Genomic DNA, 12,090 nt, shown 5'->3' with positions numbered 1-12,090 from the left:
AATAATAGCGCCCCTGCATTACGCCATGAGACTTCTAAGGATAAGAAAATGTCCATCACTGTGGATATAGCCGACAGGCTTTATGACTATACCGACGAGGAAAAAGCTGCCAGCGCTATAGCTTTATATCAGGCAGATCATAATATCAGTGACCATGCTGTCGTTGCAATTTGGAACGATGAACTCGATGAGAGACGCGCCGAGCTAGAGAGGGTGATATTCGATGCGGTCGATGCCAACGGTTCTTCAAAACGTGCTAAAGAGACAATTCCAAACGGCATTTCACTTTTCATAGAATCTGAAAGCATCTAGCAGTTTGAAGGCGGTGCTCCTTCCCGGTTGACCTACACCCAGTTACCTGACCCAAAATTATTGACAACCGCTCATTATTGGAACAAATAGGGAACTGATTTGTTGGAGATAAGTTGCTCGTTGCGCGGAGAGCATAATTGCCAGAGTTACGCTTGACGTAATGCATATCGGCAAGAAAGACTTATTCATTGATTCGATTTGATTCTGGGATTGCGTCGCCATGTTAAAAGAATGCACCCATGCGGGCGTCGAGCTGGGCATGAAGCTGAAAGCCCTCAATATGGCTGCCGCTGAACTGGCAAGGCACATAAAGGTGCCAACTAATCGGCTAACTGAAATAATAAACGGTCAGCGGGCAATTACCGGCGATACTGCCTTGCGGCTTGGCCATTTTTTTTGCGTCGGCCCAGAATTCTGGCTCAATCTCCAAAAAGAATATGAGATTGATTTGGCGAAGAAAAAGCTCGGTGCTCAGATCGATATGCTGCCGACCATTCAGACGTCGATGATCGAAATTTCCAAAAAGCAAAGGCGAGCCGCATGAGGATCGTATCACTATTTTCTGGGGCTGGTGGCCTTGATCTTGGACTTATCCAAGCTGGCCATGAAATTATCTGGGCCAATGATTTCGACGCAGATGCGGTAGCCACTTACAAAGGCAACATCGGAACCGAGATCGTCTTGGGCGACATATGTAAAATTTCGTCGATGCAAATCCCTGATTGCGATGTCGTTGTAGGTGGATTTCCCTGTCAGGGATTTTCGCAAGCCAATATGTTGCGCTTCGACGAAGATGAACGTAACAGACTTTACCTCGAATTCTTGCGGATCGTTAGAGAAAAACAGCCTCTATATTTTTTGGCAGAGAATGTCAGGGGCATACTTAGCCTTGCTGGCGGTCGTGCGATACAGAAAATTGAAGCCGATTTTGCCGATGCAGGGTATCGTGTTTCTAAACGTCTTTTTAACGTGGCCGACTTTGGCGTTCCTCAAATGCGTCGTCGCGTCATCATAGCTGGGACGCGGCAAGACCTGCCTGAGGCCGCAGATTTCATCTTCCCTGACCCGACGCATTGCGACCCTTCAAAAATGAACGGGGGGCTGAAGCCATGGTTAACGATTGGTGAGTGTTTGGAAGATATACCTGAACCCGGCTCCACAAACGAGCTGCCTAACCACGTTTTTTCAAAATACAAAGTCACCAACCGGAATTTTACGGGCCACCGAACCACTGACCCAAACAAACCTTCCCCGACCATTCTTGCGAGAGGCAATGGCAAGGGAGGGGTTTGTGCAATTCAGCACCCAAGAAATCATCGCCGTATGTCTATTCGAGAACAAGCACTTATACAGGCATTTCCCCTGAAATTCGAGTTCATTGGAGGGATGAACTCCTGTTACCGCCAAGTGGGTAATGCCGTTCCTGTTCTTTTTGCGAAAGCTTTAGGGCAACAGCTTGCAAAAACTTCAATCCTTAAAGAGGTTGCGTAATGAAAGTCGTCTCATTGTTCTCTGGAGCGGGAGGGCTTGACCTTGGATTGATCCAAGCGGGTATGGAAATCGTTTGGGCGAATGACATTTTTGCAGATGCTGCATCAACATACCGCAATAACATTGGCGACCACATAGACACGCGCAGTATATGCGAAATTAAAAGTTTTGAAATTCCAGATTGTGACGTCGTGGTAGGTGGTTTCCCCTGCCAAGGGTTTTCGGTAGCAAATTGGGGGCGCACCATGAGTGATCCTCGCAATTCACTCTATAGAGAGCTTGTTCGCGTCGTAAGGGACAAAAGACCACGCTACTTTGTCGGGGAAAATGTAAAGGGTCTGGCTTCAATCGGCAAAGGGGAAATACTTCGGCGTATTGTTGAAGAGTTCGAAGGGTTGGGCTACCGGGTCAACTATCAAGTTGTAAACGCCGCCGACTACGGGGTGCCCCAAGCTCGGATGAGAGTAATTATTGTCGGTGTGCGGAAAGACGTGCCAGACACGCTTTCTTTCCCTCCGAAGCCAACCCATACGTCGCCGGATTCTGCAAGCGTTAATAAGTTAAAGCCTTGGTTCACGGTCGGTAAGGCCCTTGCACATTTTCCTGAGCCTGAAGACGGATTAAACATCCCTAACCATCAATGCTCTCGTTACAAGTTGCGTTTTAATGGGCATTTGGGGCACCGTTACATAGAGGCAGACCGTCCTTCTCCTACCGTAACGGCAAGAGGTGACGAAAAAGGTGGCGTTGTGGTGCTTCACCATCCCAACAATCACCGCCGCATGACGGCACGGGAACTTGCAGCCGTTCAATCATTTCCTGACGACTTTGTGTTCGCAGGAACTAAAACGTCCGCGTATCGCCAAATAGCTAACGCTGTGCCACCGCTGCTGGGTAAAGCTATAGGCACTATGCTCATGAGTGCTAATAAAGCGGTTAAAGAATCGAACGTGTCGGAAGCAGCATGACGCCGATCAAGCCATTTGATACCTACAAGTGGCGGTGGCTTAGTGTTCAGCCCAGCGAAGGGTTACTTGAAGCGCCAGTTTTTCTTGGTGTGCTGCGGGCGCTTGGCCGTCATGAGGGGCGGGTTTTCGCCGATCCAAGACTCAAAGACACATTGCAAATCGTGCAAGAAGAGACAGAGTCCTCTGTCACCTTGGCGCGCGACCCGAGCAGAAATCTGTTCAGAAATTCGGGACAATACTGGCGTGGAACTGGGCTTTTAACCTCGGCGCGTCGAGGATTAATTCAACTGACGCCATTGGGACGACGGGTAGCTGACGGATATATTACTCAGGCAGAGTTTGCCGCACTAATGGTGCAGCAAACGATGCTACCCAACGTAGCAACTTACTCAAGCGATGAAATTGATAAGTGGAGAGAAGCAAACCTCGAAATTCGCCCGTTAAAACTGATTTTAGAAATTATTGAAAAATTAGGCCGCAATTCCGGGGCGTCGGCCGCATATCTAACCAACGAAGAATTGGTCAAGGTTGTAATACCATTGGCGGGTGCCAAAGCTTCTGTCGATACAATAGCTTCTATGCTATTCGGATATAGGGCTGATCCTTCTATTGTTCATGGCTGGCCAGATTGCGCTCCCATGGACAATGACCGTAGGCTTGCAAGGGAGTTTCTTCTTTTCTTGGCAAACTTTGGATTGCTGAGGTTGGAAGCTGGGGCAGGAGTGCACGTTTCGAAGCAAAAATTCGTTATGGATGAATTGTTTGACGTTGAATCAGTCAGCGCGCCATCAAAGGAATCGATTTTCGAGGACGATGCTAGTGCAGCAAGGGCTGTAGACGATGTTCGACACTCATCGTTGCCATCTATAATTGAACGCACCCGAGTAATGACCACTGTATTAGCACGGACAGGACAGTCAAAATTTCGATCGCGCGTTTTGAATGCTTATGAGCGGACTTGCTTCATTACTGGCGAAAAAATTCCTGAAATACTCGAAGCTGCTCACATAGTCCCGGTTAAGAACGGCGGATCGGATGATGAAAATAATGGCATTTGTCTACGTATCGACATTCACCGCTTATTTGACTCTGGCAACATAAGGCTAAGGATAGATGGAAGTATCATGCTATCTGACAATGTGGCCAGCAGCGCAAATTATGGATTCATACCTGAAGGGGTAACGTATCCGCCATTTATAAATCCTGCAAACATTGCTTGGCGTGATAATTACTTATAATTTATCAAATATTATACAGGAAAAGGTTATCAAGGTTTCATAATTCCTGTCCGCCGCTCAATCTCCGCTATCACCCTCTCACGGATCATCTCGCCGCGATCCTCGTCCAAAGCCCGGCGCAAGTCATCGTCGGACTGAGCGTTGAGCCAGTTCTGGAAGCAGGCGTCGAAGCTGGGGAGATTAGGTTGTGATGACAGGTTGGTCCTCCGGCGTAAGTATGAAGTGATTGAGCACTACGGCATTATTATTCTAAAATCGCATATATAAAAATATATGAATTTCGCATATTTCGCTTTGGCGGGGGTGTTTCTACATCTGGATGCGTTGACAGATTCGGGTTCCGTGCGAGAATTTTCTCATGGGTTCCAGCGCGACAAACCAACTTGCATGGGTGATTGATTTTAGAGTCTTGGCGCGAGGCGACGGTCAGCCAAATTTCTTGGAAGCTTTTCAATGTCTGAACCGTCGGATCGGTGCTCAGGCCCAGTGGCACGCTTTGTCTGATCTGCCAGACTTCACAACCATTCGGACGGCTTCAGGTCAGATATACGCGATGGAAGTGCTTGTCGAAGCGCGCGTGATCGATCTTCTAAAATGGCAGGACATCGAAGAGAACCATCTGCGAGTGCTCGATGAAAGGCTTGCTACAGAAGCAGAAGCGGCGGTTCTGTTTGGTTCAGCAGCACTGGATAACGTCAAAGGCAGCGTTACCTAGACAACATTGAACGCTTCATTTCCAGATGCGCCTCACGCAGGATGTCAGTCGGATTGGTATTGAGGATGATGCAGAGTTCAAGAAACTCGGCCATATCGATTCTGCGTTCGCACTGTTCAATCTTGGTGATCGTCGGCTGTTTCTTACCCCAGATTTTTGCCAGTTCCACCTGCGTCAAGGGTGCAGCCTTCCTCGCCACGATCAAGGCATCGATAATCATCGAATAGGGCTTGGAATGGATACTGCGCATGGGTCGCCTTGTTGACCCAATGTTAAGTAGATTGCGCCATAAGATATTCCAATTCGTTATATTTTGGTGGCAAATTGCGCCGCCTAGCGAAGTTGCTTTTAGAGGGAGGCTATTCCGATGAGAAACTTTCGAGCGCACGTGCGAACTGCCAGAGGGCAGGTATGTGAAGTCCGCATTCAGGCTAACAATCCCAACGATGCGCGGAACCTACTCGAAGCACAATACGGGCGCGGCAACATAGTCCATCCGCCAATGGAAGTTCGCTGAGGTCTGCATGATCAACTGCCTTTCTCCGGTCCAGAAGCTCTTTGTCGTTGTATGGGCGGCAATCGGCTTCGCCATGATAATTTCGGCGTTAGCCATCCAACAAACCGTCGTTGGCGTCTTCGCGCCGGAGACGGTATCGGACGGTCTCGACAACGCGGCCATCTTCACGATCCTCATAGTTGCCGCAGCCTACATTGGACTGTCCGTCACCATTCGCGGCCAGTTCGAGTTTTTAGACAGGGTCCTTCACGCCCTGTCGGCATCGTTCCTCAAGAACCACCGATCCGAGGGGCGCGTCACCCGCTGGATGGCGGAGCGCCAGATCATCGAAGGCTGGGAAGAGCACGTCGGCCGCACTGGGTGCGCGATAAATTTCGAGAACTTGTGCGGCTACCTTTTCGATGAATATGAAATCGAGATCGACGAACTTGATGACTGGCGACGGAACGGATCGGCGCGAAAGAATCTGACCGACGCGCAAGCCCGGCAGATCATCAAGGCGGTAGCGGAGAACGTCGGGATCGCATGATGGAAGCCCGCCGCACGAACGGCGGGCTTTTTCAGACCTACGGAAATGCGTAGGAATAGCCTACGGATGGAACCAGCCCCTCTTTCGCCATGATATAATAAATGCGGCAGATTTCATGCGTGTCAGCCACGTCCTGAAATTCCGCATCGATATTTGCCATCATGCGTTTGTGTTCAGCCGGTTCATTTGGCCGGGTCAATCTCGTGAAAAAAGTGTCCCGGATACTTCGACAGACCAGCCTTTGCATGAGACAATTTATCTCACGGGTTCAGTGACGCAAATGCAGACCGTGCAAGGGATTGCTTGCGACATCACGTAACCCAACATTTGAAGGACATAGGCTTTTACAGGAGCGTTGATTGAAGATTGGCTACGCACGGGTTTCGTAGCGTTGGCCGGAAGCCATTGAACCATTTCCAACACCTGCCGACATAGGACGCGATCAACCTTTTTGATAGGCGTGTCGGGCGGAATAACCTCGAACACCACTCCCATGGTCTCACGGTATCGTGCCATCGTCGTCCATGCTCGTTTCTTCGACGGATCGCTCATGAACATGTCGAAGACCTGTTGAAGCGTCATCCCATCGTCTATTGGCTGTGAGATAGGGCTTGGACCGGCTTGAACGATCTCGTGGGGCGCTGGGGTCGAAATGAACGAGACGCTTACCGCAGACGCTCCTTCGGCCTTCCTGAGCATGTTTTCGAAGTCCACACTGACTACCCGGATCATCCGGACAGCATCGGCCCATCGTCCTGTCTTCAACGACCGAACGAAATGTGACTGCCCGATAATGGGTTGGAGTCGTGAGGGGATTTTCCATCGAACATAGAAGGATCGTCCCCTGACGAACATCCCATGCTTTTGAGAAGATGATGTGCGCCGGTCATTTCCGGGGCGATCTGTTTCGACCATCCCGGACGGTCTCGACGAACCGTGGATCGATGGTTTGGCCATTGTTTTTGAGGATGATGTCGTCCGACGATGCCCAAACAGTCGGGAGGCCCGGCTTTGCCCGGCGGTGCTACTGAACGGGGCAACAGTCGCCTGTCCGTTACTGTTTGATTCTATTATGGAAATTGGCTGTCCGGAAATCGTCTGGTGATACAAAACGGGGCAACAAAGCGCCTCATTTCGACGATTATTTTCGGAAAATTCAATGGAATCAAGGGGTTGGTGGGCGATGACGGGATCGAACCGCCGACCTACTCGGTGTAAACGAGCCGCTCTGCCAGCTGAGCTAATCGCCCCCTTAAAACCGCATGACATCATATATCTGTGCGGTCTCTGAAGTGGAGGTGAGCCTTTGCCCGCCTCCGCTTCAGAAGTCAAGTCATTGAAGCGGTCTGATGCGCATTTATCCCCATCAGAGGTGCGCGCAGCGAAAACCGTCTCAAATAAGTCTTAGCCGTTAAGAGCGGACTTCAGGCCTTCACCGACGCGGAAGCGTGCGGTCGTGCTGGCCGGACGAGCAACCGTTTCACCGGTGCGCGGGTTGCGAGCCGTGCCGGCTTCGCGCTTGACGGCCAGGAAGGTGCCAAAGCCCACCAGACGGACTTCTTCGCCTTTTTTGAGAGCATCCGAAACGCTGTCGGTAAAAGCGTCGAGTGCCTTCTTGGCTTGCTCTTTGGTCAGGCCGGCCTGTTCGGCAATCGATGCCACGAGTTCAGCTTTCGTCGTCATATATTTTCTCCCTACCATCAGTATAGGTTTGCCAAAAACTATCCTTTGACGGCACGACTCACTTTCAGCGTGCCCTTCGAAGGCGAAACCGATAGAGACTACAAAAAAACCGTCAGGTCAAAAGCCAAATTGCATTTTTTGCACCGCAAACCGTGTTTTTTTAAGGGTTTCAGGCGATTTTATCGTCTTTTTATACCTCACGGCCATTTTCTTATCGTTACACGTCCGTGATGCGGCGCACAAAAAAGCCGGTCTGATTCGCGAGAAACAGACCGGCCTGATTGTAACGGGACGCGCTTTTAGTGTGCGGTGAGTGCGTCCGGATCATCAATGGCAGCAACCGCAGCCCCTGCGACCACCACCGGCTCCACCCACTCAATAGATTCGAGCGGCTTGGTCAGGGCATGTTTCAGGACATCCTCAACCAGAGATACCGGAATGATCTCCAGACCCGACTTCACATTGGCCGGCAGATCAATCAGGTCTTTCTCATTCTCTTTCGGTATCAGTACGGTCTTGATACCGGAACGTAACGCCGCCAGCAGCTTTTCCTTCAGACCGCCAATCGCCAGCACCCGCCCACGCAGGGTGATTTCACCTGTCATAGCGATGTCCTTGCGAACTGGAATGCCGGTCAGAACCGACACCATGGCCGTGACCATAGCCACACCGGCCGATGGACCATCTTTTGGCGTAGCCCCTTCCGGGACGTGGACGTGGACATCGGTTTTATCGAACACCGGCGGCAGGATACCAAACTTCGGTGCCAAGGCCTTCACGTAAGAATTGGCCGCAGAGACCGATTCCTTCATGACTTCTTTCAGATTGCCGGTGACCTTCATGCCGCCCTTACCGGGCATTTTGATGGCTTCGATGGTGAGAATATCGCCACCAAACTCCGTCCAGGCCAAGCCCGTGACCATACCGACAAGATCTTCTTCATCGGTTGCGCCATAATGATATTTGCGCACACCGGCATATTTGGCCAGACGCTCATCACCAACCGTGATCGATTTGACCTTCTCCTTGGCCAGATCGCGGATCGTCTTACGCGCCAGATTGCCGAGTTCACGCTCCAATGAGCGCACGCCCGCTTCACGCGTGTAATAGCGGATCAGGTCACGAATGGCCTGCTCCGGCACAATCCATTCCTCAGCCGACAAACCGTGTTCTTTGGCCAGTACCGGCAGGATATGACGCTTGGCAATCTCAACCTTTTCATCCTCAGTATAGCCGGGGATGCGGATGATTTCCATCCGGTCAAGCAGAGGCTGCGGCATGTTGAGCGAGTTGGCCGTCGTCACGAACATGATCTTGGAGAGGTCATAATCGACCTCCAGATAATGGTCGTTGAAGGTTGAATTTTGCGCCGGATCCAGCACCTCAAGCAGGGCCGAGGCCGGATCACCGCGCCAGTCAGCGCCCATCTTGTCGATTTCATCCAAAAGGAAGAAGGCGTTGGTCGTTTTGGCCTTTTTCATCGACTGAATGATCTTGCCGGGCATGGAGCCGATATAGGTTCGCCTATGACCGCGGATTTCGGATTCGTCACGTACCCCGCCTAATGAGATGCGCACAAATTCCCGCCCCGTCGCCTTGGCGATCGATTTACCGAGCGACGTCTTACCGACACCCGGAGGGCCAACAAGGCACAGGATCGGGCCTTTGAGGGTGCCCATGCGCGCTTGCACGGCTAAGTGCTCAAGAATGCGCTCCTTGACCTTTTCAAGACCATAGTGATCGGCATCGAGGATTTCCTCAGCCTTATCCAGCTTGATCGGCTTGGTCTTGGCGGCACCCCACGGGATAGCCAGCAGCCAGTCGAGGTAGTTGCGCACCACCGTCGATTCCGCCGACATGGGCGACATATGACGCAGCTTATTCAGTTCAGCCATCGCCTTATCGCGGGCCTCTTTGGACAGTTTGGTCGCCTTGATCTTTTTCTCAAGTTCGACCAGTTCGTCCTTACCCTCGTCCTGCTCACCCAATTCGCGCTGAATGGCCTTCATCTGCTCATTCAGGTAATATTCGCGCTGGGTCTTCTCCATCTGGCGCTTGACGCGCGAGCGGATTTTCTTCTCGACCTGAAGGACAGAGATTTCGCCTTCCATCAGGGCATAGATTTTCTCAAGGCGCTTGGTGACCGAAAGCTGCTCCAGCAGGTTCTGCTTATCGGAAATCTTGATCACCAGATGGGCGGCGATGGAATCGGCCAATACGTCCGGATCGGAAATTTCAGCCAGGGTTGCTACGGCCTCAGCAGGGATTTTCTTGTTCAGCTTGATATAGTTTTCAAACTGCTCAGAGACCGCGCGCACCAAAGCTTCGAGGTCAGGGCCTTCCGACAGGCTGGGCTCCAGCGCGTAGGATTCGGCCTCATAATAGCTGTCGGTTTTGGTGAAGCGCTTGATTTTCACGCGCGACTTACCTTCGACCAGCACTTTTACCGTGCCGTCCGGCAACTTCAGCAACTGCAGCACGTTGGCCAGCACACCAATATCGTAGATGGCGTCGGCTTCAGGATCATCATCGGAGGAATTTTTTTGCGTCGCCAGCAGGATCTGCTTATCGCCCTTCATGACCTCATCAAGGGCACGCACTGACTTATCCCGGCCGACAAACAGCGGCACAACCATGTGCGGAAAAACCACAATATCGCGCAGCGGCAGAACCGGAATTGTCAAAACATCAAACATTACATACTCCTGATCAGGAAACCTGAGCCGTAGCTAAATCTCCGTAAAGACAATAAAGCCCGTTTCCCCAAGCCCTGCAAGGTTAGAGTGATTCAGGCCTCATCCGATAGCCTGTTCGCCCGGCACTAAGCCCTGAGCTATATCAGATACTGTGGATGAGCCTGAATTCTATGTGGGATAGGTCGGATAATATTCAAGGGACATGGCTTAACGGGCCTGATATGAACCTGACATGCCCATGATTATCTACATTGATGCCGACGCCTGCCCCGTAAAGGAGGAGACCTATAAGGTCGCAGCCCGATACAGCTTGTCCGTATTTGTGGTTTCCAACAGTTTTATTCAGATCCCCAAATCACCGCTCATTCACCGAATGATCGTCGATGCCGGCCCTGACATTGCCGATGACTGGATCGCCGATCAGGCTGTGGCCGGAGATATCGTGATCACCAACGACATCCCTTTAGCGGCCAGAGTATTAGCCAAAGACGCCTATGCCATTGCCCCCAATGGCCGCGCCTTTACCAAGGACTCAATAGGCGTCGCCCTGGCCCAGCGCTCTATCATGGAACACATCCGCTCAACCGGCGAAATCACTGGCGGCCCGCCGCCGTTTTCAGCTGCCAACCGCTCGCAGTTTTTGCAAACTCTGGATCAGACCATTACCCGCTCTCAAAAACTGCGGCGATAAATACCGTCCGAATTGACCTTTCTTGAAACAATGGTAACGCTAACGTCCAACTAGAACCATCAGGCCAAAATTATCAGGGAAGCCAATCATGAGCGGATTTGAGATCGATCGTCGCCGGCTGTTATTGGGTGCCAGCGCCGCCCCCCTTGCTGCGTCCGTAGCGGGAGCCGCGCAGGCCGAAGTGGTTGCCAAGGGCCAGCCACTTTTGGGTAACCCTAAAATGCCGGAACCGCCCGCTAAGCGCATGGGCTATGCCGTCGTAGGGCTGGGCTCGTTTGCCATTGGTCAGGTGCTGCCGGGCTTACAAGCCGCGTCTCAGTCTGCGGTGACGGCGCTCGTCTCCGGCAACCCTGAAAAAGCCCGCGATGTCGGGGCGCGGTACGGGGTCAATAAGTTCTATGATTACAAAAACTTCGACAAGATCGCTAATGATAAAGACATCGATTGCGTCTACATCGCTCTACCCGTCGGCCTGCATGCCGAATACACTATCCGCGCACTGAAAGCCGGCAAGCATGTGCTGTGCGAAAAGCCGATGGCCTCAACCGTCGAAGAATGTGAGGCGATGGTCGCCGCCGCCAAGGCCGCCAACCGGCAACTGGGCGTGGCCTATCGTGTTCATTTCGAGCCCAACAATATGGAAGCCCTGCGCCGCCTGCGCGCCGGCGAAATCGGAGATATTCGCTATTTCTCAGGCGAAACCGGCTTTCCGGCTAACCCCGCCTATCCACCGGTCAAATGGCGTCTTGAAAAGGCGCTCGGCGGTGGCGGGTCGATGTATGACATCGGCATCTATGCGCTAAACGGCTGCCTGATGTATGTCGATGAACCACCGATTGCCGTCTCTGCCGTCTACACCACCCCAGCAGGTGATCCGCGCTTTACCGAAGTCGAAGGCGGCGTTGACTGGCGCCTGATGTTTGCATCCGGCATCACCGCCCAAGGCTCATCGTCCTACACCTTTGCCTATACCAGCCAGCAGCGGATATTGGGCACCAAGGGCTACATCGCGCTCAACCCTGCCACGGATTACAACAGCATTGGCGGCGTTATCCATACGGATGCCACCCGCCCGATCCGCGCCGGCGATTCTCTGGTGCAGTTTGCCGCTCAGCTCGATGGCTTCTCGACGGCAGCCCTAACCGGCAAGCCTCACCGCACCCCCGGAGAAATGGGCCTGCGCGACATGCGCATCATTCAGGCTATGTACAAAAGCGCCGACAACGGCGGCGCGACGGTCAAGCTTTAAA

General features: G+C 52.2%; 13 protein-coding genes, 1 tRNA gene and 1 pseudogene. 9 read left to right on the top strand and 6 right to left on the bottom strand.

What is annotated here, in order from left to right; genetic code table 11:
* Positions 1 to 48 precede the first annotated feature (48 nt).
* The 6 genes from PQU98_RS00995 (at position 49) to PQU98_RS00970 (ending at position 4,724) form a co-directional block, all read left to right on the top strand.
* Entirely contained in the window at positions 49 to 312 is a 264-nt protein-coding gene (locus tag PQU98_RS00995) for a hypothetical protein (RefSeq protein WP_272743020.1), read from the top strand.
* A 220-nt stretch (positions 313 to 532) separates the two neighbouring features.
* The gene (locus PQU98_RS00990) at positions 533 to 856 is read left to right on the top strand and encodes a HigA family addiction module antitoxin (RefSeq protein ID WP_272743019.1); all 324 of its coding nucleotides are present in this window, start codon (positions 533 to 535) and stop codon (positions 854 to 856) included.
* Entirely contained in the window at positions 853 to 1,803 is a 951-nt protein-coding gene (locus PQU98_RS00985) for a DNA cytosine methyltransferase (RefSeq protein ID WP_272743018.1), read from the top strand. The genes PQU98_RS00990 and PQU98_RS00985 overlap by 4 nt, the downstream gene beginning before the upstream one ends.
* A complete protein-coding gene (locus tag PQU98_RS00980) occupies positions 1,803 to 2,771 on the top strand; it encodes a DNA cytosine methyltransferase (RefSeq protein ID WP_272743017.1) in 969 nt (322 codons plus the stop codon). Before PQU98_RS00985 ends, PQU98_RS00980 begins: the two co-directional genes overlap by 1 nt.
* Positions 2,768 to 4,009, top strand: a complete 1,242-nt coding sequence (locus PQU98_RS00975) for an HNH endonuclease (protein WP_272743016.1) — start codon at positions 2,768 to 2,770, stop codon at positions 4,007 to 4,009. Before PQU98_RS00980 ends, PQU98_RS00975 begins: the two co-directional genes overlap by 4 nt.
* Before the next feature lie 358 nt (positions 4,010 to 4,367).
* Positions 4,368 to 4,724: a hypothetical protein gene (locus PQU98_RS00970; protein ID WP_272743015.1), complete on the top strand. Its 357-nt coding sequence runs from the start codon at positions 4,368 to 4,370 to the stop codon at positions 4,722 to 4,724.
* Here the strand turns inward: PQU98_RS00970 and PQU98_RS00965 are convergent.
* Positions 4,717 to 4,974 (bottom strand): helix-turn-helix domain-containing protein, encoded by a 258-nt coding sequence (locus tag PQU98_RS00965; protein WP_272743014.1) that lies wholly within the window; start codon positions 4,972 to 4,974, stop codon positions 4,717 to 4,719. The genes PQU98_RS00970 and PQU98_RS00965 overlap by 8 nt on opposite strands.
* 274 nt (positions 4,975 to 5,248) lie before the next feature.
* On the opposite strand from PQU98_RS00965, the gene PQU98_RS00960 reads away from it, so the two are divergent.
* Positions 5,249 to 5,770: a hypothetical protein gene (locus tag PQU98_RS00960; protein ID WP_272743013.1), complete on the top strand. Its 522-nt coding sequence runs from the start codon at positions 5,249 to 5,251 to the stop codon at positions 5,768 to 5,770.
* Positions 5,771 to 6,025: 255 nt separating this feature from the next.
* Here PQU98_RS00960 and PQU98_RS00955 read toward each other — a convergent pair whose 3' ends face one another.
* From PQU98_RS00955 to lon, 5 genes and pseudogenes are all read right to left on the bottom strand, one after another.
* Positions 6,026 to 6,352, bottom strand: a complete 327-nt coding sequence (locus tag PQU98_RS00955; RefSeq protein ID WP_272743012.1) for a hypothetical protein — start codon at positions 6,350 to 6,352, stop codon at positions 6,026 to 6,028.
* A 114-nt stretch (positions 6,353 to 6,466) separates the two neighbouring features.
* Positions 6,467 to 6,625, bottom strand: a pseudogene (locus tag PQU98_RS16985) (DUF6538 domain-containing protein); the annotation flags it as partial.
* Positions 6,626 to 6,944: 319 nt separating this feature from the next.
* Positions 6,945 to 7,020: transfer RNA gene (locus tag PQU98_RS00950), tRNA-Val, on the bottom strand.
* A 154-nt stretch (positions 7,021 to 7,174) separates the two neighbouring features.
* The gene (locus tag PQU98_RS00945) at positions 7,175 to 7,453 is read right to left on the bottom strand and encodes an HU family DNA-binding protein (protein ID WP_267526569.1); all 279 of its coding nucleotides are present in this window, start codon (positions 7,451 to 7,453) and stop codon (positions 7,175 to 7,177) included.
* Positions 7,454 to 7,752: 299 nt separating this feature from the next.
* Positions 7,753 to 10,149: an endopeptidase La gene (lon, locus tag PQU98_RS00940; protein ID WP_272743011.1), complete on the bottom strand. Its 2,397-nt coding sequence runs from the start codon at positions 10,147 to 10,149 to the stop codon at positions 7,753 to 7,755.
* Positions 10,150 to 10,381: 232 nt separating this feature from the next.
* Between lon and PQU98_RS00935 the strand changes: the two genes are divergently transcribed.
* Entirely contained in the window at positions 10,382 to 10,840 is a 459-nt protein-coding gene (locus PQU98_RS00935) for a YaiI/YqxD family protein (protein WP_272743010.1), read from the top strand.
* An 88-nt stretch (positions 10,841 to 10,928) separates the two neighbouring features.
* Positions 10,929 to 12,089 carry a Gfo/Idh/MocA family protein gene (locus tag PQU98_RS00930; RefSeq protein WP_272743009.1) on the top strand — a complete coding sequence of 387 codons (1,161 nt, stop codon included), beginning with the start codon at positions 10,929 to 10,931 and terminating at the stop codon, positions 12,087 to 12,089.
* Position 12,090 lies beyond the last annotated feature (1 nt).

It is taken from the genome of Asticcacaulis machinosus, from assembly GCF_028550435.1.
GTDB classification, from domain to species: Bacteria; Pseudomonadota; Alphaproteobacteria; order Caulobacterales; family Caulobacteraceae; genus Asticcacaulis; species Asticcacaulis machinosus.
Note: the sequence above shows the minus strand (reverse complement) of the source record. Positions and strands in the feature narration are given on the sequence as shown.

Bases quoted from the DNA above. Each gene is read 5' to 3' on its own strand.
- PQU98_RS00980 (WP_272743017.1), top strand. From the start codon at position 1,803: ATGAAAGTCGTCTCATTGTTCTCTGGAGCGGGAGGGCTTGACCTTGGA.
- PQU98_RS00955 (WP_272743012.1), bottom strand. From the start codon at position 6,352: ATGACGCTTCAACAGGTCTTCGACATGTTCATGAGCGATCCGTCGAAG.
- PQU98_RS00945 (WP_267526569.1), bottom strand. From the start codon at position 7,453: ATGACGACGAAAGCTGAACTCGTGGCATCGATTGCCGAACAGGCCGGC.
- lon (WP_272743011.1), bottom strand. From the start codon at position 10,149: ATGTTTGATGTTTTGACAATTCCGGTTCTGCCGCTGCGCGATATTGTG.
- PQU98_RS00970 (WP_272743015.1), top strand. From the start codon at position 4,368: ATGGGTTCCAGCGCGACAAACCAACTTGCATGGGTGATTGATTTTAGA.
- PQU98_RS00960 (WP_272743013.1), top strand. From the start codon at position 5,249: ATGATCAACTGCCTTTCTCCGGTCCAGAAGCTCTTTGTCGTTGTATGG.
- PQU98_RS00975 (WP_272743016.1), top strand. From the start codon at position 2,768: ATGACGCCGATCAAGCCATTTGATACCTACAAGTGGCGGTGGCTTAGT.
- PQU98_RS00990 (WP_272743019.1), top strand. From the start codon at position 533: ATGTTAAAAGAATGCACCCATGCGGGCGTCGAGCTGGGCATGAAGCTG.
- PQU98_RS00995 (WP_272743020.1), top strand. From the start codon at position 49: ATGTCCATCACTGTGGATATAGCCGACAGGCTTTATGACTATACCGAC.
- PQU98_RS00930 (WP_272743009.1), top strand. From the start codon at position 10,929: ATGAGCGGATTTGAGATCGATCGTCGCCGGCTGTTATTGGGTGCCAGC.
- PQU98_RS00985 (WP_272743018.1), top strand. From the start codon at position 853: ATGAGGATCGTATCACTATTTTCTGGGGCTGGTGGCCTTGATCTTGGA.
- PQU98_RS00965 (WP_272743014.1), bottom strand. From the start codon at position 4,974: ATGCGCAGTATCCATTCCAAGCCCTATTCGATGATTATCGATGCCTTG.
- PQU98_RS00935 (WP_272743010.1), top strand. From the start codon at position 10,382: ATGCCCATGATTATCTACATTGATGCCGACGCCTGCCCCGTAAAGGAG.